The organism is Streptomyces sp. NRRL B-1347, assembly GCF_000720325.1.
Taxonomy (GTDB): domain Bacteria; phylum Actinomycetota; class Actinomycetes; order Streptomycetales; family Streptomycetaceae; genus Streptomyces.
Genome location: NZ_JOJM01000057.1, coordinates 20,092 through 42,987, shown reverse-complemented (window position 1 = coordinate 42,987; position 22,896 = coordinate 20,092). Strand labels below are relative to the sequence as shown.

At 71.8% G+C, this 22,896-nt stretch carries 20 protein-coding genes; 11 read left to right on the top strand and 9 right to left on the bottom strand.

The annotated features are described in order from the left end of the window. Window positions 1–17 precede the first annotated feature (17 nt). The 4 genes from IG74_RS0133945 to IG74_RS0133930 all read left to right on the top strand — a co-directional run bounded on the left by IG74_RS0133945 (window position 18) and on the right by IG74_RS0133930 (window position 4,045). Complete coding sequence (locus tag IG74_RS0133945; RefSeq protein ID WP_051855929.1) at window positions 18–1,319, top strand: MFS transporter; 1,302 nt, start codon at window positions 18–20, stop codon at window positions 1,317–1,319. 44 nt (window positions 1,320–1,363) lie between these two features. After that, window positions 1,364–1,873 carry a MarR family winged helix-turn-helix transcriptional regulator gene (locus IG74_RS0133940; protein ID WP_030685074.1) on the top strand — a complete coding sequence of 170 codons (510 nt, stop codon included), beginning with the start codon at window positions 1,364–1,366 and terminating at the stop codon, window positions 1,871–1,873. Window positions 1,874–1,939: 66 nt separating this feature from the next. After that, window positions 1,940–2,272 (top strand): DUF3817 domain-containing protein, encoded by a 333-nt coding sequence (locus IG74_RS0133935; RefSeq protein WP_030685072.1) that lies wholly within the window; start codon window positions 1,940–1,942, stop codon window positions 2,270–2,272. 72 nt (window positions 2,273–2,344) lie between these two features. Further along, window positions 2,345–4,045 carry an acyl-CoA mutase large subunit family protein gene (locus tag IG74_RS0133930; RefSeq protein ID WP_030685069.1) on the top strand — a complete coding sequence of 567 codons (1,701 nt, stop codon included), beginning with the start codon at window positions 2,345–2,347 and terminating at the stop codon, window positions 4,043–4,045. A gap of 116 nt (window positions 4,046–4,161) precedes the next feature. Here the strand turns inward: IG74_RS0133930 and IG74_RS0133925 are convergent, their stop codons facing one another. Both IG74_RS0133925 and IG74_RS0133920 read right to left on the bottom strand, forming a co-directional pair. Then, entirely contained in the window at window positions 4,162–5,559 is a 1,398-nt protein-coding gene (locus tag IG74_RS0133925) for a sensor histidine kinase (protein WP_030685066.1), read from the bottom strand. Beyond that, window positions 5,556–6,293 (bottom strand): response regulator transcription factor, encoded by a 738-nt coding sequence (locus tag IG74_RS0133920; RefSeq protein WP_051855927.1) that lies wholly within the window; start codon window positions 6,291–6,293, stop codon window positions 5,556–5,558. The genes IG74_RS0133925 and IG74_RS0133920 overlap by 4 nt, the downstream gene beginning before the upstream one ends. Before the next feature lie 73 nt (window positions 6,294–6,366). On the opposite strand from IG74_RS0133920, the gene IG74_RS0133915 reads away from it, so the two are divergent. Together IG74_RS0133915 and IG74_RS0133910 are read left to right on the top strand one after the other, a co-directional pair. Further along, window positions 6,367–7,572: a UDP-N-acetylglucosamine--N-acetylmuramyl-(pentapeptide) pyrophosphoryl-undecaprenol N-acetylglucosamine transferase gene (locus tag IG74_RS0133915; protein ID WP_051855924.1), complete on the top strand. Its 1,206-nt coding sequence runs from the start codon at window positions 6,367–6,369 to the stop codon at window positions 7,570–7,572. Beyond that, window positions 7,569–8,600 carry a GDP-mannose 4,6-dehydratase gene (locus tag IG74_RS0133910; RefSeq protein WP_051855921.1) on the top strand — a complete coding sequence of 344 codons (1,032 nt, stop codon included), beginning with the start codon at window positions 7,569–7,571 and terminating at the stop codon, window positions 8,598–8,600. Before IG74_RS0133915 ends, IG74_RS0133910 begins: the two co-directional genes overlap by 4 nt. An 18-nt stretch (window positions 8,601–8,618) precedes the next feature. Here the strand turns inward: IG74_RS0133910 and IG74_RS0133905 are convergent, their stop codons facing one another. Further along, entirely contained in the window at window positions 8,619–9,263 is a 645-nt protein-coding gene (locus tag IG74_RS0133905; RefSeq protein WP_107059092.1) for a TetR/AcrR family transcriptional regulator, read from the bottom strand. A gap of 394 nt (window positions 9,264–9,657) precedes the next feature. On the opposite strand from IG74_RS0133905, the gene IG74_RS0133900 reads away from it, so the two are divergent. The 4 genes from IG74_RS0133900 to IG74_RS0133885 all read left to right on the top strand — a co-directional run bounded on the left by IG74_RS0133900 (window position 9,658) and on the right by IG74_RS0133885 (window position 14,134). Then, window positions 9,658–10,626 carry a tetratricopeptide repeat protein gene (locus tag IG74_RS0133900; protein WP_037826503.1) on the top strand — a complete coding sequence of 323 codons (969 nt, stop codon included), beginning with the start codon at window positions 9,658–9,660 and terminating at the stop codon, window positions 10,624–10,626. A 700-nt stretch (window positions 10,627–11,326) separates the two neighbouring features. Then, a complete protein-coding gene (locus IG74_RS0133895; protein ID WP_030685052.1) occupies window positions 11,327–11,968 on the top strand; it encodes a DUF6230 family protein in 642 nt (213 codons plus the stop codon). Between the two features lie 209 nt (window positions 11,969–12,177). Next, window positions 12,178–12,756: a DUF6114 domain-containing protein gene (locus IG74_RS0133890; RefSeq protein ID WP_030685049.1), complete on the top strand. Its 579-nt coding sequence runs from the start codon at window positions 12,178–12,180 to the stop codon at window positions 12,754–12,756. Window positions 12,757–12,835: 79 nt separating this feature from the next. Beyond that, window positions 12,836–14,134, top strand: a complete 1,299-nt coding sequence (locus IG74_RS0133885) for a hypothetical protein (RefSeq protein ID WP_234334539.1) — start codon at window positions 12,836–12,838, stop codon at window positions 14,132–14,134. A gap of 81 nt (window positions 14,135–14,215) precedes the next feature. Here the strand turns inward: IG74_RS0133885 and pyk are convergent, their stop codons facing one another. The 3 genes from pyk to pta form a co-directional block, all read right to left on the bottom strand. After that, a complete protein-coding gene (pyk, locus tag IG74_RS0133880) occupies window positions 14,216–15,646 on the bottom strand; it encodes a pyruvate kinase (RefSeq protein ID WP_030685045.1) in 1,431 nt (476 codons plus the stop codon). Window positions 15,647–15,720: 74 nt separating this feature from the next. Beyond that, window positions 15,721–16,932 carry an acetate kinase gene (locus tag IG74_RS0133875; protein WP_030685043.1) on the bottom strand — a complete coding sequence of 404 codons (1,212 nt, stop codon included), beginning with the start codon at window positions 16,930–16,932 and terminating at the stop codon, window positions 15,721–15,723. Then, on the bottom strand, window positions 16,929–19,040 hold the full coding sequence (pta, locus tag IG74_RS0133870) for a phosphate acetyltransferase (protein ID WP_030685040.1): 2,112 nt from the start codon (window positions 19,038–19,040) through the stop codon (window positions 16,929–16,931). The genes IG74_RS0133875 and pta overlap by 4 nt, the downstream gene beginning before the upstream one ends. Window positions 19,041–19,239: 199 nt before the next feature. On the opposite strand from pta, the gene IG74_RS0133865 reads away from it, so the two are divergent. Then, window positions 19,240–20,265, top strand: a complete 1,026-nt coding sequence (locus tag IG74_RS0133865; protein WP_030685037.1) for an ATP-dependent 6-phosphofructokinase — start codon at window positions 19,240–19,242, stop codon at window positions 20,263–20,265. A gap of 104 nt (window positions 20,266–20,369) precedes the next feature. Here the strand turns inward: IG74_RS0133865 and IG74_RS0133860 are convergent, their stop codons facing one another. The 3 genes from IG74_RS0133860 to IG74_RS0133850 all read right to left on the bottom strand — a co-directional run bounded on the left by IG74_RS0133860 (window position 20,370) and on the right by IG74_RS0133850 (window position 22,831). Then, window positions 20,370–20,996, bottom strand: coding sequence for a helix-turn-helix transcriptional regulator (locus IG74_RS0133860; protein WP_324607527.1), 627 nt, complete (start codon window positions 20,994–20,996; stop codon window positions 20,370–20,372). A gap of 198 nt (window positions 20,997–21,194) precedes the next feature. Then, window positions 21,195–22,025 (bottom strand): carbohydrate ABC transporter permease, encoded by an 831-nt coding sequence (locus IG74_RS0133855; protein ID WP_030685032.1) that lies wholly within the window; start codon window positions 22,023–22,025, stop codon window positions 21,195–21,197. Continuing rightward, the gene (locus IG74_RS0133850) at window positions 22,025–22,831 is read right to left on the bottom strand and encodes a carbohydrate ABC transporter permease (protein WP_234334540.1); all 807 of its coding nucleotides are present in this window, start codon (window positions 22,829–22,831) and stop codon (window positions 22,025–22,027) included. Before IG74_RS0133850 ends, IG74_RS0133855 begins: the two co-directional genes overlap by 1 nt. Window positions 22,832–22,896 lie beyond the last annotated feature (65 nt).

Here is a 22,896-nt window from a genome sequence, read left to right as displayed (position 1 = left end):
GCGGCCAGGGTGAGCGCATGTCCCAGGAAGCACTTCCGCCCGCCGACGCGGGCGGCTACCGGCGCGTCTTCGCCGTCCGCGAGTTCCGGGCCGTCTTCGCCGCCCACGCCCTGTCCCTGCTCGGTGTCGTCGTCAGCGAGATCGCGCTGACCGTCCTCGTCTACGAGCTCACCGGATCGCCGCTGCTCAGCGCCCTCGCCTTCGCGCTCGGCATGCTGCCGTACCTGGTCGGCGGCGCGCTGTTCGCCGGGATCGCCGACCGGCATCCGCCCCGGCGCGTCCTGGTCGGCTGCGACCTGCTGTGCGCCGGATGCGCCGTCCTGATGGCGCTGCCCGCGACGCCCGTCGCCGCCCTGCTCGCCCTGCGCTGCGCGATCGCCGCCGTCGCGCCCGTCTTCAACGGCACGCGGATGGCGACGCTGACCGACATCCTGGGCGACGGCGACGTGTTCGTGCTGGGGCGCTCGCTGCTGCGGATGGTGTCGCAGAGCGCCGTCCTCGTCGGCTTCGGGCTCGGCGGCGTCCTGCTCACCTTCGTGTCGCCGCGCGGGGCGCTGGTGATCACCGTCGGCACGTTCCTGGCCTCCGCGCTCCTGCTGCGCTGCGGGACGCGGCGGCGCCCCGCGCGCTCCGGCCCCGCGCACGGCGGTGAGGGGACCCTCGTGCAGTACTCGCTCGCCGGGGCCCGCCAGGTCCTCGGCGACCGCAGGCTGCGCGCGCTGTTGCTGCTGCTGTGGGCGCCGCCGATGTTCGCCGTCGCCCCGGAGGCGCTCGCCGCCCCGTACGCCGAGCAGATCGGGGTCGGCTCCGCCGGGGTCGGCCTGCTGATGTGCGCGATGCCGATCGGCACCATCGCGGGGGAGCTGTACGCGGGGGCCGCGCTCTCGGCCCGGGCCCGGGCGCGGATCGCGCTGCCGCTCGCGGCCACCACGCTCCTGCCGCTGCTCGCGTACGGGGCCGCGCCCGGGCTCGTCCTCGCGGTGCCGGTGCTCGTGCTCGCCGGGGCGGGGGCGGCGTACACGCTCGGGCTCGACCGCTGGTTCGTGGACGCGGTGCCGCCGGACCTCCGCGGCCGCGCCATGACCGTGCACACGGCCGGTCTGATGACGCTCCAGGGCGTCGGCATGGCGCTCGCGGGCCTGGCCGCCGAGTTCTACGCGGTGAGCACGGTGGTCGCGGCCGTCGCGGTGCTCGGCACGGCCTGCTGCACGGCCCTGGCCCTGGAGGTGCGCGCCACCGCGCCGCGTACGCCACCGCGCCCCGCGCGCCCTCTGACCGGCGAACGCGCCCCGGAAAGCGAACGGGCTTCCGAAACATGAGACTGGGGCTGACCGCCTTCGGCCCGGCGGCTAAGGTCGACGCTGTGCCGAAGCCGCTCAGTCTCCCCTTCGATCCCATCGCCCGCGCCGACGAACTCTGGAAGCAGCGCTGGGGGTCCGTGCCCGCCATGGGTGCCATCACCTCCATCATGCGCGCCCAGCAGATCCTGCTGGCCGAGGTCGACGCGGTCGTCAAGCCGTACGGACTGACCTTCGCGCGCTACGAGGCCCTGGTGCTGCTCTCCTTCTCCAAGGCGGGCGAGCTGCCGATGTCGAAGATCGGCGAGCGCCTCATGGTGCACCCCACCTCCGTCACCAACACCGTCGACCGGCTTGTCCGCTCCGGCCTTGTCGACAAGCGCCCGAACCCGAAGGACGGCCGCGGCACCCTCGCCTCCATCACCGACAAGGGCCGCGAGGTCGTCGACGAGGCCACCCGCGAGCTGATGGCCATGGACTTCGGCCTCGGCGTGTACGACGCCGAGGAGTGCGGCGAGATCTTCGCCATGCTGCGGCCCCTGCGGGTGGCCGCGCAGGACTTCGAGGACGAGTGAACGGCGCCCGCGCCACCTCGTAGGGCGCTCGAAGATCGCGTAAACCGGACGGTTACGCTCATACGCATGAAACGAAGCGTGCTGACCCGCTACCGGGTGATGGCCTACGTCACCGCCGTCATGCTCCTCGTCCTCTGCGCCTGCATGGTGGCCAAGTACGGCTTCGACACGGGTGAGGGCCTGACGCTCGTCGTCTCGCAGGTGCACGGCGTCCTCTACATCATCTACCTGATCTTCGCCTTCGATCTGGGCTCCAAGGCGAAGTGGCCGTTCGGCAAGCTGCTCTGGATCCTGGTGTCCGGCACCATCCCGACGGCGGCGTTCTTCGTCGAGCGCAAGGTCGTGCGCGAGGTGGAACCGCTGCTCAGCGACGCCTCGCCCGTCATCGCCAAGGCGTAACCGCACCGCCACGGTCCGTCCCGTGGCGGTCAGCCATCGACATTTACTAGGACGTCCAAGTAAATTGGAGGCATGGACGCTCACGCCATCGAGGAGGGCCGCCGTCGCTGGCAGGCCCGGTACGACGCCGCGAAGAAGCGCGACGCCGATTTCACGACGCTCTCCGGCGACCCGGTCGAGCCTGCCTACGGGCCCCGGCCCGGGGACACCTACGAGGGCTTCGACCGGATCGGATGGCCGGGCGAATATCCGTTCACGCGCGGCCTGTACCCCACGGGGTACCGGGGGCGCACCTGGACGATCCGCCAGTTCGCCGGCTTCGGCAACGCCGAGCAGACGAACGAGCGCTACAAGATGATCCTCGCCGCCGGCGGCGGCGGCCTCTCCGTCGCCTTCGACATGCCGACGCTCATGGGCCGCGACTCCGACGACCCGCGCTCCCTCGGCGAGGTCGGCCACTGCGGCGTGGCCATCGACTCGGCGGCCGACATGGAGGTCCTGTTCAAGGACATCCCGCTCGGCGACGTCACGACCTCCATGACGATCTCCGGCCCCGCCGTCCCCGCCTTCTGCATGTACCTGGTCGCCGCCGAGCGCCAGGGCGTCGACCCGCGCGTGCTGAACGGCACGCTCCAGACCGACATCTTCAAGGAGTACATCGCGCAGAAGGAGTGGCTCTTCGAACCCGAGCCCCATCTGCGCCTCATCGGCGACCTCATGGAGCACTGCGCCCGCGAGATCCCCGCGTACAAGCCGCTCTCCGTCTCCGGCTACCACATCCGCGAGGCGGGCGCGACGGCCGCGCAGGAGCTGGCGTACACCCTGGCCGACGGCTTCGGGTACGTGGAGCTGGGGCTGAGCCGAGGCCTGGACGTGGACGTCTTCGCTCCGGGACTCTCCTTCTTCTTCGACGCCCACGTCGACTTCTTCGAGGAGATCGCCAAGTTCCGCGCCGCGCGCCGGATCTGGGCCCGCTGGATGAAGGAGGTGTACGGGGCGAAGACCGACAAGGCCCAGTGGCTGCGCTTCCACACCCAGACGGCGGGCGTCTCCCTGACGGCCCAGCAGCCGTACAACAACGTGGTGCGCACGGCGGTGGAGGCCCTCGCCGCGGTGCTCGGCGGCACCAACTCCCTGCACACCAACGCCCTCGACGAGACCCTCGCGCTGCCCAGCGAGCAGGCCGCGGAGATCGCCCTGCGCACGCAGCAGGTCCTGATGGAGGAGACCGGCGTCGCCAACGTCGCGGACCCGCTCGGCGGCTCCTGGTACGTCGAGCAGCTCACCGACCGCATCGAGGCCGACGCCGAGAAGATCTTCGAGCAGATCAAGGAGCGCGGCCTGCGCGCCCACCCGGACGGGCAGCACCCCATCGGGCCCATCACCTCCGGCATCCTGCGCGGCATCGAGGACGGCTGGTTCACCGGCGAGATCGCCGAGTCCGCCTTCCGCTACCAGCAGTCCCTGGAGAAGGGCGACAAGCGGGTCGTCGGCGTCAACGTCCACCACGGGTCCGTGACCGGTGACCTGGAGATCCTGCGGGTCAGCCATGAGGTGGAGCGGGAGCAGGTGCGCGTCCTCGCGGACCGCAAGGGGCTGCGGGACGACGCGAAGGTGCGGGCCTCCCTGGACGCGATGCTCGCTGCCGCGCGGGACGGGTCGAACATGATCGGGCCCATGCTCGACGCGGTGCGGGCGGAGGCGACGCTCGGGGAGATCTGCGGGGTCCTTCGGGACGAGTGGGGGGTGTACACGGAGCCCGCGGGCTTCTGACCCGGCTGGGAGCCCCCGATCCCACCCCTTCCCGATCCTGGGGGCTCCGCCCCCAGACCCCCGCTCCTCAAACGCCGGAGGGGCTGAGAGCTCCAGCCCCTCCGGCGTGTGATGGGCTACGGCCACGTCAGGCGGAAGCGGGCGCCGCCGCCCGGGGCCGCCTCCGCGTGGAGTTCGGCTCCGTGGGCGTGGGCGATCTGGCGGGCCATGGCCAGGCCGAGGCCCGAGCCGGGCAGGGCGCGGGCCTTCTCGGCGCGGTAGAAGCGGTCGAAGACGTGGGGGAGGTCCTCCTCCGCGATGCCGGGCCCGTGGTCCCGTACGGTCAGTTCACGGCCCGAGAGCGAGACCTCCACGAGCCCGCCGGGAGGGCTGAACTTGGCCGCGTTGTCCAGCAGGTTGGTGACGAGCCGGGCGAGCCGCGCGGGCACGCCCGGCAGCGTGCGGCCCGCCGCGTCGGGCGCGACGTCGAGGGTGAAGACGACCCCCGGCCAGTGCTCCCGCGCGGCCTCCACCACGTGCGCGACGAGCGGCGCGGGCGCCACGTCCTCCAGGAGCGGCCGCGGCTCCTCGTCCCTGGCCAGCTCGATGAGGTCGTTGACGAGCCCGGTCACCTCGCGCAGCTGCCGGGCAAGGGCGCCCGACGCCCGGTCCCGCTGGGCCTCGTTCAACAGGTCGGCCCGGGCGAGCAGTTCGGCGTTGGTGCGCAGCGCGGTGAGCGGCGTGCGCAGCTCGTGCGAGGCGTCGGCGACGAGGCGGCGGCGGGCCGCGACGGACTCCTCGAGCTCGGCGAGCATCGTGTTGAACGTGGCGGCCAGGCGCGTCACCTCGTCCTCGCGCCCCGGCGGCCCGGGCGGCAGCTCGATGCGGTGCCGGGCGTCCCGGGTCGCCGCGATGCGCTCGGCGGTCGCGGTCAGCCGGGCGACGGGCGCGAGGCCGGTCCGCGAGACCCAGTAGCCGCCGAGCGCCGACAGCAGGACGCCCGCGCCGCCCACCACCGACAGGATCGCGGCGGTCTGCCGCACCCCGCGCTCGGCGATGTCGGCGCGCAGGGCGACCTGGACGGCCGCGCCCTTGCCGTAGCTGGTGGTGAGCATGCGCCCCGGCTTGCCGTTGGGGAGCGTGAAGTTCGAGTAGTACGCGGCCAGTTCGCCCGCCGCGACCTGGCGCGTGGAGCGGTTCACGGGCAGCAGGTACGGCTTCCCGGGGTCGTCGGCCGGGGCCGCGGGGACGACCTGCGCGCAGGCCGGGGCGCCCAGGTAGCGGCACTCGCCCGCGAGGACGCCGTAGTCCCGCTCCTCGGAGCGGTGCTGCTGCGCGGCCAGGGTCGCGGACTGGGCCAGGTTCTGGTCGAGCTGCTGGTACAGCTTGTAGCGGAGCACGAAGAACGACGCGGTGCACACACAGATCGCGACCAGCGCCACCGCAGCGGACGCCGCCACCGCGAGCCGGGTGCGCAGCGGACGGCGCCGCCGCCAGCGGGCCCCAAGGGCGCGGCGCGCGCGGGCGGCGCTCACGGCGAGCCGAGCCGGTAGCCGACGCCGTGCACGGTGTGCACGAGCCGGGTCTCGCCGCCGCACTCCAGCTTGCGGCGCAGATAACCGACGTACACCGCCAGGGAGTTGGAGTCGGGGCCGAAGTCGCGCCCCCACACCGCCTCGTGGATCAGCTCGCGCGGCAGGACCTGACCCGCGTTGCGCAGCAGGAGTTCGAGCAGCGTGGCCTCCGTGCGGCTGAACTCGATGCGGCGCCCGCCGCGCAGGCCGGTGCGGGTGCGCGGGTCCAGGGCCAGGTCCCCGTACGTCAGCTCGTCGCCCTCGCCGCCCGGCTCGCCCGCGTCCGGCCCCGCGCGGCGCAGCAGCGCGCGCACCCGGGCCGCGAGCTCGTCCAGGGCGAACGGCTTGACCAGGTAGTCGTCGGCGCCCGCGTCGAGCCCGTCGACCCGGTCGCTCACGGCGTCAAGGGCGGTGAGCACGAGCACCGGGGTGCGGTCGCCCGCCGCCCGCAGCTGACGGCAGACGGCGAGCCCGTCCATGACGGGCATCATCACGTCGAGCACCACCAGGCCCGGCTCCCACCGGGCCACGGCGGTCAGCGCCTGCTGGCCGTCCGCGGCCCCCCGGACCAGATAGCCCTCGACGGTGAGCGCGTCCTCCACGGCGGCCCGCACCTCGGGGTCGTCGTCGACGACGAGCACCTTGGGCGCGGGGCGCGCGGGCGCCACGGGCCCCGTGTGCCCCTTGTGCCTCATCTCGTTCATGCACCAAAGGTGCCAAACGCAGCTCTTAAAACCCTCTTAGAGCGGGCGTCGACGGTGAGCCGGTATGAAACCAGTCGTCACTTCCGTCACCGCACCGAGCCCGCCCAGGCCCCTGTCCGTCGTGATCGGCGCGGGCGGCACCGGCGGGCACATCTACCCCGGCCTCGCCCTCGCCGACGCCCTGCGCCGGGCCGTGCCGGGCGCCGTGGTCTCCTTCGTGGGGACCGAGCGGGGCCTGGAGACCCGGCTCGTCCCCGAGGCCGGGTACCGCCTGCACACCGTCGACATGATCCCGTTCGACCCGGCGCTCGGCGCGAAGCGGTACCTGCTGCCCGCCGCGCTCCTGAAGTCCGGCGCCCAGTGCCGCACGATCCTGCGCGAGCAGGGCGCGCACGTCGCCGTCGGCATGGGCGGCTACCCGAGCGCCCCCGTCATCGTCGGCGCCCGGATGGCGGGCCTGCCCAGCCTCATCCACGAGTCCAACGCCGTCCCCGGCCGGGCCAACCGCTTCGCCGCGCGCCTCACCCCGCACATGGCCGTCGCCTTCGACCGCAGCCGCGCGCACCTGCCCGGCGGCCACCGCGCCCACACCACCGGCATGCCCATCGCCGACGCCCTGGCCCGCCTGGACAGGGCCGCCCTGCGCGCCGACGCGCGCCGCGCGCTCGGCGTGCCGGACGGGGCGCGGCTGCTCCTCTTCAACGGCGGCAGCCTGGGCGCCGCCCGCCTCACCGAGGCCGCGCTCGGGCTCGCCGCGCGCTGGCGGCACCGCGGCGACGTCCATCTGCTGATCAAGACCGGGCCCGCCGCGCTCGACGAGACCCGGGCACGGCTCGCGTACGACGGCGGGGACGCCGTGGCCCGCGCCGTGCCCTACCTCGACCGGATGGACCTCGCGTACGCCGCCGCCGACCTGGTGGTGTGCCGCGCGGGTTCGGCGACCGTCGCCGAGCTGGCCAGCACCGGGGTGCCCGCCGTCCTCGTGCCCTACCCGCACGCGCCCGGCGACCACCAGACCCACAACGCGCGCGTCCTGTCCGACGCGGGCGCGGGCCTCCTCCTTCCCGACGCCGAGGTGACCGCGGACCGGCTCGCCGCGCTCGTCGGGCCGCTCCTCGACGACCCGGCGCGGCTCGCCGCCATGAGCGGCGCCGCCGACCCGGGTCCGCACGCCCGCGCCGCCGACCTGCTCGCCGCGCGCGTCCTCGACCTCGCCCACCGGGCGGGCACCGCCCACCACCCCTCCACTCACTGGGAGAACGCCGCATGACCACGCCCACGCCCCTGTCCGCCGCTGCCGCGGATTCGTCCTTCGACTGGACCGGCCGCACCGTCCTCGTCACCGGCGCCGAGGGCTTCATCGGCTCCACCCTCGTCGACCTGCTCCTGGAGCGCGGCGCGCGCGTCCGCGCCTTCGTGCACTACAAGCCGTACGCGGAGAAGGGGAACCTGGCGCATCTGCTCGGCGACCCGAGGGTCGAGTTCCTCGCCGGGGACGTCCGCGACCCGGGGCGCGTGTCCGACGCCGTCGCCGGGTGCGACACCGTCTTCCACCTGGCGGCGCTCATCGGCATCCCGTACTCGTACGACTCTCCCGGCGCGTACGTGCAGACGAACGTCGTCGGCACCGAGAACGTCGCGGAGGCCTGCCGGCGGCACGCGGTGCGGCGGCTCGTCCACACGTCGACGAGCGAGGTGTACGGGACCGCGCGCGCGGTGCCGATCAGCGAGAGCCACCCGCTGCAGCCGCAGTCGCCGTACTCCGCATCGAAGATCGGCGCCGACATGACGGTGCTGTCCCACTGGCACGCCTTCGAGCTGCCGGTGACGGTCGTACGGCCCTTCAACACCTACGGTCCGCGGCAGTCCGCCCGGGCCGTGATCCCCACCATCCTCGCCCAACTGCACTCCGGCGCGCGGGAGATCAAGCTCGGCTCTCTCACGCCGACGCGCGACTTCACGTACGTGACCGACACCGCGCGCGGGTTCCTCGCCGTGGCCGGGAGCGAGCGGGCGCTCGGGCACGCGGTGAACCTCGGCGTCGGGCGGGAGATCTCGATCGGGGAGCTGGCGGAGGCGCTCATCGCCGCGAGCGGGCGGGACGCCCGGGTCGTGGTCGACCCCGCGCGGCTGCGGCCGTCCGGCAGCGAGGTGGAGCGCTTGGTCTCCGACAACTCCCGGGCCCGCGAGTGGGCCGGGTGGACGCCGCAGGTCTCCCTCAAGGAGGGCCTGCAGCACACCTCGGCCTGGGTGGAGGCCAACCTCCCCCTCTTCGCCCCGTCCCGCTACCAGGTCTGACCCCACCCGGCCGGGGTCCTACGCCGTCCCGGGCCCCCGGCCGGAAGCCGCCGAGAGGCCGCCCAGGAGGAGGAGGGTGAAGCTCCGGGCCCAGTCGGGGTCGACCGGCTCCGCGCTGACCAGGGCGCGGTGCACCACCGCCCCGGCGATGACGTCGAAGATGAGGTCGGCGGTGCGGGCGGCGGCCGTCGCGTCGGGCTCCACGGGAAGCTCGCCGCGCGCCTGCGCCCGCTGCCGCCCTTCGAGGACGAGCCGCTTCTGCCGGTCCACGATGGAGGCGCGGACCCGCTCCCGCAGCGGGGCGTCCGTCGTGGACTCCGCGACCACCGCCATCAGGGCCGTCTTCGTCTCGGGCCGCCCGAGCAGCGCCGCGAACTGCAGGACCACGCTCTCGATGTCGGTGGCGAGGCTGCCGCCGTCCGGCAGTTCGAGCTCGTCGAAGAGCTCCGCCACCGCGTCCACGACCAGCTCGCTCTTGCCCGCCCAGCGCCGGTAGAGGGTCGTCTTGGCGACGCCCGCCCGCGTCGCCACGTCGCCCAGGGTCAGCTTCGTCCAGCCGAGGTCGACCAGGGCCGCACGGGTCGCTTCGAGGATGGCGGCGTCCGCCTCGGCGCTGCGCGGGCGGCCTCCGGCGCGCGCGGACGGTGTACTGCGGCTCTGCATGTCCGCGACCATACCGGCCAGTACGGTCACGTCGACCGGCCCGCGCGTGAGGCAGATCACTCGGAGCCCCGTGCCGGGCCGGGACGGATCCAGTTACGCTACGACCCGTAGCGAAAGCCGCGTACGAAGGCCGCAGAGCCACGTACCGGCGGCACGGCGCTGCGAGCGAACCTCTACCGCCCTCGGGGCGGCAACCACGAGCGCGGGGTGGGGACCCCGCGCGACGAACAGCGTGAACGGTCCTCCTCCGGACCTGGAACCGGTTCGTCCGTCGGCCCCGCATCCGGCGGAGGCCACGGATGAACCGGGGAGCGAAGCGACTTCCCTGGAAGGGTGGTGGCGGGAGACGGGCGGGCGGGCACGGTTCCCGCACGGCTTGGGGGAGGATGTACTCATGCAGCCACGGAACATGTCCATGAGCGGAGTCGTCGACCTCGCCGCGGTGAAGGCGGCCCAGGAGGCCAAGGCGAAGGCGGAGCAGGCGCGCGCCGAAGCGGCCAGGCAGGGCGGTGGCGGGGCCGTCACCCCCGCGAGTCTCGTCATCGACGTCGACGAGGCGGGTTTCGAGCGCGACGTCCTGCAGCGTTCCACCGAAGTGCCCGTCGTCATCGACTTCTGGGCCGAGTGGTGCGAGCCGTGCAAGCAGCTCAGCCCGCTCCTCGAGCGGCTGACGCAGGAGTACAACGGCCGTTTCCTGCTCGCGAAGATCGACGTCGACGCGAACCAGATGTTGATGCAGCAGTTCGGCGTGCAGGGCATCCCCGCGGTGTTCGCGGTGGTCGCGGGCCAGGCCCTGCCGCTCTTCCAGGGCGCGGCCCCCGAGGCGCAGATCCGCCAGACCCTGGACCAGCTGGTCCAGGTCGCGGAGGAGCGCTTCGGGCTCACCGGTCTGACCGTCGACGCGGACGCCCCCGAGAGCGCGGAGCCCGCGCCCGTCCCCGCGGGTCCGTACGACGCCGCGCTCGAGGCCGCCGTCCGGGCCCTGGACGCGGGCGACTTGGGCGGCGCCGTCCAGGCGTACGAGAACGTGCTGAGCGACGACCCCGGCAACACCGAGGCCAAGCTCGGCCTCGCCCAGGCCCAACTCCTGCGCCGTGTCCAGGAGTTGGACCCGGCCGCCGTTCGCAAGGACGCCGCGGAGAAGCCGGGCGACGCCGCGGCGCAGATCGCGGCGGCCGACCTCGACCTGGTCGGCGGGCACGTCGAGGACGCCTTCGGGCGCCTGGTCGAGACGGTCCGGCGCACGGCGGGTGACGAGCGCGACGCGGCCCGCGTGCGCCTCCTCGAACTCTTCGAGGTGGTGGGCGCGGACGACCCGCGCGTGACGGCGGCGCGCACGGCGCTCGCCCGGGTGCTCTTCTGAGGCGACCTCCGGGTGCGATGCGCCCGGAGTCCGGTATTCCGCCGGATTTGCCCCGGCCTGCCCGGCGATCTGTCCGCTGACCGGTCGCGCCGGGCCGGGGCGCGTGGTGTCCAAGTGAAAAGTCTGTTCCCGCAGTGCCACAGTGGCCGCGTTTTGCCAAATCTTGGCAAACGCGGCCACTGTTACTTGGAGTAAGTCCGAAGCGCCATTCTGTCCAATTCTGTTCGCCAATATCCGGATCTTCCCGGTCTGTTGAAACCACCGTGTGTCGCTGACCGATGTCAGGCCGTCAAGCCGTGGTTATCCGACCGTTACCGGTCAGTAATGAACCCCCTTGTGCGGGCGCCGAGAATGCACCACGATCGGCCACGCTCGGTCCGTTGCCCGCAGCCCGACAGCCATTCGGGAGACGGGATTTCTGGGTCCCCACCGAGTAGGCCGGCGACGCCGTCGCCGGTCTGGGACAGGGGGGTCTCTGCCCGCCGATGCGGCAGGGCCTGTCCGGCAGGTTGTGCGTGATGCGTCAGGCGCGACCAGTGGTTGTCGCTCGGGGGTGATCGCCGGTGACCCAGGCGCGCTGCGCCTGTCGACGCGGGCGCTCTCCTGACCGAGGACGTAGCACCTCTCCCATCCCCGCTCCGCTGCACCGACCCCTCGGGATCAGCGGGACGGAGATGTACGTCCGCGAAGGAGGAAAGTCATGGAGTCCGTGGCTCGTGGCGGAACCAGATGGAAGCGGTTCGCCGTGGTCATGGTGCCGAGCGTCGCGGCGACGGCCGCGATAGGCGTGGCCCTCTCGCAGGGTGCGCTCGCGGCATCGTTCAGTGTGTCCGGTCAGCAGTTCAAGGTGACCGCGAAGCAGCTCGACGGCAAGGGGTTCGTCCAGTACGGCGCCATGGACACCGGCGCTTCGGGCAAGCACCCGGTCGCCGTCGTCGGCATGGACTCGGCGAAGATCACCAATCTCTGCCAGTCCGTGGTCGTTCCGGTCCCGCTCTTCGGCAACGTGTCGATGAAGCTCACGGCCGGTGGCGAGGGCGGTCCGCGCGTCGAGGCCAAGAAGCTCTACATCGACGCCGACGATCTGAGGGCCAACGCGACGTTCACCAACGTCGACATCGGTGTCTCGATCGACCGCACGACGAAGGGCCCCGGCCCGAACCCGGGTGACAAGGGCGACGAGCCCCAGCACCGGAAGTACGTACCGGACTCGTTCGCGCAGCAGGCCGACAAGGTGCGCTTCACCGACGTCAAGCAGCGTGCGTGGGCGACGAGTGCGGGCACCTTCAAGCTCTCCGGCCTGCACATGTCGGTCAAGAAGGGCAAGCACGAGTGCTACTGAGGCAGTTGCCGCCCCGGTCTCCCCAGCCTCACTCAACCGCTTCGCTTCACCGAGCCGCAGTCGAGGCCACTGCCGGGGCACTTGCTGTCTGAGCCGCACTCGTTGCGCCGAACGGCCGGGCGCGGGGGCGCCGCACCTCTCCGAGCTGCGGTCCCCGTGCCCGCATCCGACACACAGAACCAAACGCCGTACCCGAGGAGCTGTACGACATGAGCGCCGAAGCGCAAGTGGGCCTTGGTGGTAGCAAGCTCGGCCGGATGCGCCGGAGTTTCCGGGGGTGGCGCGGCCGGCGCCCGTTCTGGGGCGGCCTGCTGACCCTGCTCGGCGGCATCCCGATCATGTACTTCCCGTACGCGAACCTCACGCTCGGCACCCTGACGATCCGGATGGCGACCACCGCCGGGGCCGGATCGCTGATCATCGGCGTGCTGCTGGTCGTGCTCGGCCTGACCATGTGGTTCCAGCCGCAGTCCCGCGTGTTCGCGGGCGTCGCGGCGATCCTGCTCGCCCTGGTCTCCCTGGTGGTGTCCAACTTCGGCGGGTTCGTCATGGGCTTCCTGCTCGCTCTCATCGGCGGCGCGCTCGGCATCTCCTGGGTGCACGAGAAGCCGCAGAGGCCCGTGAGACGGCGCGCGAAGGCGCCGGACGCCAGGGCCTTCGACGGCGGTGCCCCGCAAGCGGCGGCGGGAGCCGCGCACGAGGCGGCACCCGGCGCGGGCGGCATGACCGACGACTTGTCAGGAACGAGCCCGAGCAACGGGACGAACGGGAGGCACCGTGCCGACTGACGAGGTGCGCCGCGGGACCGATGCGGTCACGTCCCGCGGGAGAACGGGGCCGCGGCACGCGGCCCCCAAGAAGCCGCTGTTGACTCGTGTACCCGTCGGCAAGGTGGTGGCCCTCGCGGCCATGCCCACCGCCGTCCTCATGGGGATGGGGCTGACGCCGCAGCTCGCCCAGGCGAAGCCGGGCGTGCCCGAGAACCCCTTCCAGGACGGGCCGTGCGTGACGGCTCCGGACGAGCAGTCCAAGGACGCGGAGAAGGACGCCGCCGAGAAGGCCGCCGCGGACAAGGCAGCGGCCGAGAAGGCCGCGGCGGACAAGGCCAAGAAGGAAGCCGAGCGCAAGAAGCAGGCCGAGGACGCGCGGAAGCGGGCCGAGGACGCGAAGAAGAAGGAGGAGGCGGACAAGCCGACGTCTCCGCCGTCCGCGGAGACGCCCGACAAGCCCGACGAGCCGGAGTCCGGGGCCGATAAGCCGGAGTCCGGGGCCGACAGGACCGGCGAGGCCGGTACCAAGGCCCCGGAGCCGTCCAAGCCCACGAACCCCCTCGACCCGCTGGGTGTCGGCGACGCCCTCAAGGACCTCCTCACGCCGGGCGAGCGCGAGAAGGAGTCCCCGGCCCCGAAGCCGTCCGAGTCCAAGGACCCCGAGGACATCAAGGGCGGCGGCAGCAGGGACGGCAAGGCCACCGAGCCGGTCGAGGGCGCCGCGGACAAGGCGAAGGACACCGCCGACGACATCCGGGACAAGGCCGAGGACGAAGCCGACAAGGCCAAGGACGAGGCCGACAAGGCCAAGGACAAGATCGACGACAAGGCCGAAGACAAGGCCGACGGCGGCCAGGAGGAGCCCGACCCGGAGGAGTCCGAGGACCCCATGGCCCCGGACGAGAACGGCAAGAAGCCGTTCCCGTGCGTCGTGGAGAAGAAGGTGGACGGCGACGACGAGCAGTCGCCCGCGCCGATCCCGAACCAGCCGTGGCACCTGGAGGCCAGTTCCCTGCTGCTCAAGGGGGCCGACTACAAGGGCGTCGTGAACCTGAAGATGCCCAACGGCCAGACCAAGCAGGCGCTGAAGTACATCATCAGCGGCGGTACGGACATCGGGGACCTGCACCAGATCGTCGACGGCCCGGGTGGCAAGAAGTACCACGTCCAGGCCGCCAAGGGCTCCACGTCCACGATCCGCAAGGGCGACACGACGATGTACACGGAGCGCATCTCCGGCAATCTGTTCGGCCTGATCCCGGTCACCTTCGACCCGGAGCACCCGCCGCCGCTGAATCTGCCGCTGATCTACTTCACCAATGTGAAGGTCCAGCAGGCGGGCCAGTTCGGCGGCGAACTCACCATCCCCGGCCTGCACCAGTCGATCACCGACTGAACCGCCCGGAACGCGAGGAGGGCACCCCCGGCCGGGGGTGCCCTCCTCTGCTCACTGTCTGCTTCTCACCGCCCGACGACGTCAGTCGCGGCAGCCGTTGCCCAGGTGGTGCACCCGGACCATGTTCGTGGTGCCGGGGACGCCGGGGGGCGAGCCCGCGGTGATGACCATGGTGTCGCCCTCGTTGTAGCGCTTGAGCTTGAGCAGCTCGGCGTCCACGAGCTCGACCATCGCGTCGGTGTTGTCGACGTGCGGGACGACGAAGGACTCCACGCCCCAGCTCAGCGCGAGCTGGTTGCGGGTCTCCTGGTCCGTGGTGAAGGCCAGGATCGGCTGGGCCGCGCGGTAGCGGGAGAGGCGCCGTGCGGTGTCACCGGACTTGGTGAAGGCCACCAGGGCCTTGCCGTCGAGGAAGTCCGCGATCTCACAGGCGGCGCGGGCCACCGAACCGCCCTGCGTACGCGGCTTCTTGCCGGGCACCAGCGGCTGGAGGCCCTTGGAGAGGAGCTCCTCCTCGGCCGCCGTGACGATCTTCGACATGGTCTTGACCGTCTCGATCGGGTACGCGCCCACGCTGGACTCGGCCGACAGCATGACCGCGTCCGCGCCGTCCAGGATCGCGTTGGCGACGTCGGACGCCTCGGCGCGCGTGGGGCGGGAGTTGGTGATCATCGACTCCATCATCTGGGTCGCGACGATCACCGGCTTGGCGTTGCGGCGGCACATCTCCACGAGGCGCTTCTGCACCATCGGGACCTTTTCGAGGGGGTACTCGACGGCCAGGTCGCCGCGCGCGACCATGACGCCGTCGAACGCCGCCACGACGTCCGCCATGTTCTCGACGGCCTGCGGCTTCTCCACCTTGGCGATGACGGGGACCCGGCGGCCCTCCTCGTCCATCACCTTGTGGACGTCCTTCACGTCGTCCGCGTCGCGCACGAAGGACAGGGCGACCATGTCGCAGCCCATCGCCAGGGCGAAGCGCAGGTCGTCGATGTCCTTCTCGGAGAGCGCGGGCACGTTCACGGCCGCGCCGGGCAGGTTGATGCCCTTGTGGTCCGAGATGACGCCGCCCTCGACGACGATCGTCTTGACGCGCGGTCCGTCGATCTCGACGACCTTCAGCTCGACGTTGCCGTCGTTGATGAGGACCTGGTCGCCCTTGGTGACGTCGCCGGGCAGGCCCTTGTACGTCGTTCCGCAGATCGACTTGTCGCCGGGCACGTCCTCGGTGGTGATGGTGAACTCGTCACCGCGCACCAGCTCGACCGGGCCCTCGGCGAAGGTCTCCAGGCGGATCTTCGGGCCCTGGAGGTCGGCGAGGACGCCGATGGCGCGACCGGTGCGCTCCGCCGCGGCCCGGACGCGGTCGTACCGCCCCTGGTGCTCGGCGTGCGTGCCGTGGCTGAAGTTGAAGCGGGCCACGTTCATGCCGGCTTCGATCAGCGAGACGAGCTGGTCCTCGGAGTCGACGGCGGGACCCAGGGTGCAGACGATTTTGGAACGGCGCATGAGGGCGATCCTATCGGTTTGTTTCGCTACGGAATATTCCGTCTGGCGGAAGATACAAATGGGCGGCCGGGTGCTCAGCTGTTCTTTCCTGCCAGCGCATAAGTCTGTGCGGCGATTTCCAGTTCTTCGTCGGTCGGTACGACCGCGACCTTCACCCGGGCGTACTCGGGGGAGATCAGCCGCGGCTGGTCGCTCCGCACCGCGTTGAGGTCGCCGTCCACCGCGAGGCCCAGCTCCTCCAGGCCCGCCACGGCGGCCTCGCGCACCGGCGCCGCGTTCTCGCCGACGCCCGCCGTGAAGGCGATGGCGTCCACCCGGCCGAGAACCGCGTAATAGGCGCCGATGTACTTCTTCAGGCGGTGAATGTAGATGTCGAAGGCGAGTCGGGCCTGTTCGTCGCCCTCGTCGATGCGGCGGCGGATCTCCCGCATGTCGTTGTCGCCGCACAGGCCGATAAGGCCGCTCTTCTTGTTGAGGAGCGTGTCGATTTCGTCGATGGAAAGGCCGCCGACCCGCGCCAGGTGGAAGATCACGGCCGGATCCAGGTCTCCGGAACGCGTACCCATCACGAGCCCCTCCAAAGGCGTGAGGCCCATGGAGGTGTCCACGCACCGGCCGCCGCGCACGGCGGACGCGGAGGCGCCGTTGCCGAGGTGCAGGACGATGACGTTCACGTCCTCGGGGGCCTTGCCGAGCAGCTCCGCGGTCGCCCGCGACACGTACGCGTGCGAGGTGCCGTGGAAGCCGTACCGGCGTACGCGGTGCTCGTCGGCGGTGGCCACGTCGATCGCGTAGCGGGCGGCCGCCTCCGGCATCGTCGTGTGGAAGGCGGTGTCGAAGACGGCGACCTGGGGCAGGTCCGGGCGCAGCGCCTGGGCCGTGCGGATGCCGGTGATGTTGGCGGGGTTGTGCAGCGGGGCCACCGGCACCAGGCGCTCGATCTCGGCGAGGACCGCGTCGTCGATGACCGTGGGCTCGGTGAACTTCAGGCCGCCGTGCACGACGCGGTGGCCGATCGCGGCCAGCTCGGGCGAGTCGAGGCCGAGCCCGTCCGCGGCCAGCTCCTCCGCGACGGCCTTCAGGGCGGCCTCGTGGTCGGCGATCGGCCCGGTGCGCTCGCGCTCGGCGCCGCCGCCCGTCAGCGGGGTGTGCTTCAGCCGGGAGGTCTCCTCGCCGATGCGCTCGACGAGGCCCATGGCCAGGCGGCTGTTGTCCGCCATGTCGAGGAGCTGGTACTTCACCGACGACGAGCCGGAGTTGAGGACGAGGACACGGGACGAGCTCACTGGGGGGCCTTCTCGGTGGGGGACTGGGGGGAGGACTGGGTGGGGGTCTGGGCCTGGATCGCCGTGATGGCGACCGTGTTCACGATGTCCTGGACGAGCGCGCCGCGGGACAGGTCGTTGACGGGCTTGCGCAGGCCCTGGAGCACCGGGCCGACGGCGATCGCGCCGGCCGAGCGCTGCACGGCCTTGTAGGTGTTGTTGCCGGTGTTCAGGTCGGGGAAGACCAGGACGCTGGCCTGGCCCGCGACGGCGGAGCCCGGCAGCTTGGTGGCGGCCACGGACGGCTCGACGGCGGCGTCGTACTGGATCGGGCCCTCGATCTTCAGGTCCGGGCGCTGGCCGCGGACCAGCTCGGTGGCCTCGCGGACCTTGTCGACGTCGGCGCCCGAGCCGGAGGTGCCGGTGGAGTACGACAGCATCGCGATGCGCGGCTCGACGCCGAACTGCGCGGCCGTGCCCGCGGACTGCACGGCGATGTCCGCGAGCTGGGTGGCGTTCGGGTCGGGGTTGACCGCGCAGTCGCCGTACACGAGGACCTTGTCGGCCAGGCACATGAAGAACACGGACGACACGATCGACGCGTCGGGCTTTGTCTTGATGATCTCGAAGGCGGGGCGGATGGTCGCGGCCGTGGAGTGCACGGAGCCGGACACCATGCCGTCGGCGAGGCCGCCCTGCACCATCAGCGTGCCGAAGTAGTTCACGTCGGCCACCACGTCGTACGCCAGCTCCACGGTCACGCCCTTGTGGGCGCGCAGGCGCGCGTACTCCTCGGCGAAGCGCTGGCGGAGCTCGGACGTCTGCGGGTCGACGAGCTGCGAGTCCGCGAGGTCCACGCCGAGGTCGGCGGCCTTCTTGCGGATGGCCTCCTCGGGGCCGAGCAGCGTCAGGTCGCACACGCCGCGGCGCAGCAGCACGTCGGCGGCGCGCAGGACGCGCTCCTCGGTGCCCTCGGGCAGGACGACGCGGCGGCGGTCGGCGCGGGCCCGCTCCAGGAGCTTGTGCTCGAACATCATCGGCGTGACGCGGTCGCTGCCGGACACCGACAGGCGCTCCAGGAGCTCGGCGGTGTCGATGTGCCGCTCGAAGACGCCGAGGGCGGTCTCCGCCTTGCGCGGCGTCGCCGCGTTCAGCTTGCCCTCCAGGGCGAACAGTTCGCCGGCCGTCGGGAAGGAGCCGCCGGCGACCGCGACCACGGGCGTGCCGGGCGCGAGCCGGTCGGCCAGGCGCAGGATCTCCGGGCCCGGCTGCTCGTTCAGGGTGAGCAGGACGCCCGCGATCGGCGGGGTGCCCGCGCTGTGCGCGGCGAGCGCGCCGACGACCAGGTCGGCGCGGTCGCCGGGAGTCACGACCATGCAGCCCGGGGTCAGGGCGTTCAGGAAGGTCGGCAGCATCGCGCCGCCGAAGACGAAGTCGAGGGCGTCCCTGGCCAGGCCCGAGTCGTCGCCGAGGAGCACCCTGCCGCCGAGCGCGTGGGTGATCTGCGCGACGGTCGGCGCGGCCAGGGCGGGCTCGTCGGGCAGCACGTAGCAGGGCACCGGCAGGCCGGTGGCGAGGTGCTCGTGGATCTCGGCGCGGTCGGCGGGGGCCACGCGGTTGGTGACCACCGCGAGGACGTCGCAGCCCAGGGCCTCGTAGGCGCGGTAGGCGTTGCGGGTCTCGGCGCGCACCGACTCGGCGGTCTGGTTCTTGCCGCCGACGACGGCGAGGACGGAGGCGCCGAACTCGTTCGCGAGCCGGGCGTTGAGCGACAGCTCGTCGGGGAGCTGGGTGGCGGCGAAGTCGGTGCCGAGCACCAGGACCACGTCGTAGGAGCGCGCGACCTGGTGGAAGCGGTCGACGAGCTGGGAGACCAGCTCGTCGGTGCCCCGCTCGGCCTGGAGCGCGGAGGCCTCGTGGTAGTCCATGCCGTACACGGACGCCGGGTCCTGGGAGAGCCGGTAGCGGGCGCGCAGAAGCTCGAAGAGCCGGTCCGGTCCGTCGTGGACGAGCGGGCGGAAGACTCCCACGCGGTCCACCTGGCGGGTCAGGAGTTCCATGACTCCCAGCTCGACGACCTGGCGGCCGTCGCCCCGGTCGATCCCGGTCACGTACACGCTGCGCGTCACGCGTGCTCTCCGTTTCTTCTCTGTTCCCGCTGGTGAGGAGGGGGAGGGCAGCTCCGGCAGCGCCGGAAAAACACCCGATATTGTTGGTCGTGCCCTCTTGACAATACCTCTGCGGCTGGCTAAGTCGCAGGCTGGCCGAACGCCGTGGAACAATCGGACCGGCTCACACGAAGCAACAGCGAGCAGGAGACACAGCGCGATGCGTATCGGAATTCTCACCGCGGGCGGCGACTGCCCGGGCCTCAACGCAGTGATCCGGTCGGTCGTGCACCGAGCCGTCACGAACTACGGCGACGAGGTCATCGGCTTCGAGGACGGGTACGCGGGCCTGCTCGACGGGCGCTACCGGACCCTGGACCTGAACGCGGTCAGCGGCATCCTGTCCCGCGGCGGCACGATCCTCGGCTCCTCCCGCCTTGAGCGCGCCCGCTTCCGCGCCGCCTGCGACAACGCCAAGGACCTGATCGAGAAGAGCGGCTTCGACGCGCTCATCCCGATCGGCGGCGAGGGCACGCTGACCGCGGCGAAGATGCTGCACGAGGCCGGGGTACCCGTGGTGGGCGTGCCCAAGACCATCGACAACGACATCTCCTCCACGGACCGCACCTTCGGCTTCGACACGGCCGTCGGCGTGGCCACCGAGGCCATGGACCGGCTGAAGACCACCGCCGAGTCCCACCAGCGCGTGATGGTCGTCGAGGTCATGGGGCGGCACGCGGGCTGGATCGCCCTGGAGTCCGGCATGGCGGGCGGCGCCCACGGCATCTGCCTGCCCGAGCGGCCCTTCGACCCGGCCGACCTGGTCAAGCTGGTCGAGGAGCGGTTCGCGCGCGGCAAGAAGTTCGCGGTGATCTGCGTCGCCGAGGGCGCCCACCCCGCCGACGGCACCATGGACTACGGCAAGGGCGCCATCGACCAGTTCGGCCACGAGCGCTTCCAGGGCATCGGCACGGCCCTCGCCTACGAGCTGGAGAAGCGCCTCGGTAAGGAGGCCAAGCCGGTCATCCTCGGCCACGTCCAGCGCGGCGGCACGCCCACCGCGTACGACCGTGTCCTCGCCACCCGCTTCGGCTGGCACGCCGTCGAGGCCGTCCACCGCGGCGACTACGGCCGCATGACCGCGCTGCGCGGCACGGACATCGAGATGGTGCCGCTCGCGGAGGCCGTGACGGAGCTCAAGACGGTCCCGAAGGACCGGATGGACGAGGCCGAGTCCGTCTTCTAGGACTGCCTTACGAGACCGGGCGAGGCCCGAAGACAACCTCTTCGGCGACTAGAACGTTCTATCCAGAGCTCATACAGATGTCCGGGGGCGCGTCCCGGGCCGTCTCAGGGCGGGCCCGGGACCAGGGGCCAGAAGTGGTCGAGGACCCGGTCGAGGAAGTCGCGGCCCGCCTGCCCCGAGGCGTCCGCGCTCGCGCCCGCGCCCCAGCTCAGGGTGCGGACCATCCGTGACTGGTACTCCTCGTGCAGCCGCCGCAGCGGCCCCTCGACGGTGCGCTTGTCGACGGCGAGGAGCTTGCTGACCGGGCGTACGTACCCCTGCCAGCGGGTCGTCACCGCGCTGCGCAGCAGCTCCGCGAGCCGGTCCGCGCGGCCGGTGACCGCGATGAAGTCCGGCAGCGAGAGCTGGAGCGTGTGTGCGAGGGCGGCGGACTGCCGGTCGCTGCCGCGCCACTCGTCGGTCTCCTCCATGCGCAGATACGCCTGGAGCTCCACGCCCGCGCCGCGCGCCACGTCCTCCGGGGCGAGGGCGCGCGCAAGCCGGTGCTCCCGCAAGGTCCGCGCGGCGCCCATGAGTTCGCCGGGCGAACACCACAGCGTGGCCGCGAGCGCGGTCAGCTCCGCCGCGTTGGGCGTGGCCAGACCCCGCTCCCACGCGCTGACGGTGTCCGCGGTGACGTGGGTGAGGCCGTAACCGGCCCGCATGCCGTACGCGACGTGGCCGGGCGCCATGCCCAGCGCCTCGCGCAGCCGACGCGCGGCGGGGAAGTCGAAGGGCGGTGTGGGCTGGCTGCGTTGCACGGGGCACACGGTAGGGCGACAGCGGTCGGGCGACTACGGTGCGTTCCTACGAGGCTACTGCTGGGAGGAACACACATCCGGCAACGCACCACGCCGCGCGCCCCTGCGCCGGTCCGGGCCGCAAGCCCGTTACCCCTTCACCGCGCCGCCGAGGGCGAAGCCGCCGCCCAGGCGCCGGGCGATCAGGACGTACAGCAGGATCACCGGCGTCGAGTAGATGAGGGAGAACGCCGCGAGCTGGCCGTAGACGATGGCGCCCTTGCTGCCGAAGAAGTCGTTGATGCTGACCGCCGCGGGCATCTGGTCGGGGGAGAGCAGCAGCATGAACGGGACGAAGAAGTTCCCCCACATCAGGACGAAGGAGAAGACGGTCACGACGGCGACGCCCGGCCCCATCAGGGGCAGCACGATGCGGACGAGGGACTGCAGCGGCGAGGCGCCGTCCGTCCAGGCGGCCTCCTCCAGCTCCTTGGGCACGCCGTCCATGAAGTTCTTCATCAGCCAGATGGCGAACGGCAGTTGGGACGCGGCGAAGAAGAAGATCGTGCCCTGCATGGTGTCGATGAGGTCGACGCGGACGAACAGCGCGTACACCGGAACCATGATGGCGGTGATGGGCAGGCTCGTCGCGAACAGGATCGTCAGCATGAACGGCCGGTTGAGCCGGGAGGAGTAGCGCGACAACGGGTAGGCCGCGAGGGCCGCGCTCACCACCGTAAGCAGCGTGCCGCCGCCGCACAGCAGCAGGCTGTTCAGCATCGGCGTGAAGGTGATCTCGTCGGTGAGGACCGCGTCGAAGTTGTCGAGCGTGAAGCCGTCAGGGGACTTCACGCCCACGTCGGCCTTGGGGTCGACGGCGGAGAGCAGCACCCAGGCGAGCGGCACCGCGAAGGCCGCCGCCACCGTGAGCAGTCCGATGTCGGCGGCGATGCGGCGGCTGCGGGCGCGGCGTGCGGACATCAGACCTCCGTGCGCAGCAGGCGCATGTAGACCAGGGAGAACAGGGACCCCACGAGGAGCAGGAGGAGCGCCACCGCCGTGCCGTACCCGATCATGCTCTTCTGGAACGCCTGCTCGTACATGAACAGCGGCAGCGTCTGGCTGCGGTTGCCGGGCCCGCCGCGCGTCATCACCCAGATGAGGCCGAAGACGGAGAGCGTCTGGAGGGTGTTGAGCATCAGGTTCGTGCCGATGGAGCGGCGGATCATCGGCAGCGTGATGTGCCACATCCGGCGCCAGCCGCCCGCGCCGTCGACCTCCGCGGCCTCGGTGATCTCCTGGGGGATCTCGCTGAGCGCCGCCGAGTACACGAGCATCGAGAAGGCCGTGCCCCGCCACATGTTCGCGAACGACACCGCGAGGATCGGCAGCGTGTACAGCCAGTTCTGGGACGGCAGATGCAGGACGTCGAGGACCGCGTTGAGGGTGCCGTCGCGGCGGAAGAAGGCGTACAGGAGAAAGCCCGCGACGACCTCGGGCAGCACCCAGGCCGTGATGACGACGGCCCCGGTGACGGTGCGCACCGTCTTGGACGCCCGCCGCATCAGGACGGCGAGCGCCAGGCCGAGCGTGTTCTGCCCGACGATCGACGACAGGAAGGTGAAGACGAGCGTCAGCCGGACCGCGTTGAGGAAGTCCTCGTCGGCGAAGGCCGTGCGGAAGTTCTCGAAGCCGACGAAGCTCTCGTGCGCCTGGCCGGTCAGCTGGAGGTCGGTGAAGGCGATGTACGCGCAGTAGCCGATGGGGCCCGCGAGGAACAGCGCCATCAGGACGACGGCGGGGGAGACGGGCAGGGCGCGGCCCAGTGAGCGGGCGAGGCGCCGGCGGCGCG

Coding starts and splice junctions, on each gene's coding strand:
- IG74_RS0133865 (WP_030685037.1), top strand. CDS start 19,240: ATGCGTATCGGAATTCTCACCGCGGGCGGCGACTGCCCGGGCCTCAAC.
- IG74_RS0133930 (WP_030685069.1), top strand. CDS start 2,345: ATGGACGCTCACGCCATCGAGGAGGGCCGCCGTCGCTGGCAGGCCCGG.
- pyk (WP_030685045.1), bottom strand. CDS start 15,646: ATGCGCCGTTCCAAAATCGTCTGCACCCTGGGTCCCGCCGTCGACTCC.
- IG74_RS0133920 (WP_051855927.1), bottom strand. CDS start 6,293: ATGAGGCACAAGGGGCACACGGGGCCCGTGGCGCCCGCGCGCCCCGCG.
- IG74_RS0133895 (WP_030685052.1), top strand. CDS start 11,327: ATGGAGTCCGTGGCTCGTGGCGGAACCAGATGGAAGCGGTTCGCCGTG.
- IG74_RS0133935 (WP_030685072.1), top strand. CDS start 1,940: ATGAAACGAAGCGTGCTGACCCGCTACCGGGTGATGGCCTACGTCACC.
- IG74_RS0133890 (WP_030685049.1), top strand. CDS start 12,178: ATGAGCGCCGAAGCGCAAGTGGGCCTTGGTGGTAGCAAGCTCGGCCGG.
- IG74_RS0133850 (WP_234334540.1), bottom strand. CDS start 22,831: ATGGCGCTGTTCCTCGCGGGCCCCATCGGCTACTGCGCGTACATCGCC.
- IG74_RS0133945 (WP_051855929.1), top strand. CDS start 18: ATGTCCCAGGAAGCACTTCCGCCCGCCGACGCGGGCGGCTACCGGCGC.
- IG74_RS0133900 (WP_037826503.1), top strand. CDS start 9,658: ATGCAGCCACGGAACATGTCCATGAGCGGAGTCGTCGACCTCGCCGCG.
- IG74_RS0133910 (WP_051855921.1), top strand. CDS start 7,569: ATGACCACGCCCACGCCCCTGTCCGCCGCTGCCGCGGATTCGTCCTTC.
- IG74_RS0133915 (WP_051855924.1), top strand. CDS start 6,367: ATGAAACCAGTCGTCACTTCCGTCACCGCACCGAGCCCGCCCAGGCCC.
- IG74_RS0133860 (WP_324607527.1), bottom strand. CDS start 20,996: ATGGCGCCCGGCCACGTCGCGTACGGCATGCGGGCCGGTTACGGCCTC.
- IG74_RS0133855 (WP_030685032.1), bottom strand. CDS start 22,025: ATGTCCGCACGCCGCGCCCGCAGCCGCCGCATCGCCGCCGACATCGGA.
- IG74_RS0133905 (WP_107059092.1), bottom strand. CDS start 9,263: ATGCAGAGCCGCAGTACACCGTCCGCGCGCGCCGGAGGCCGCCCGCGC.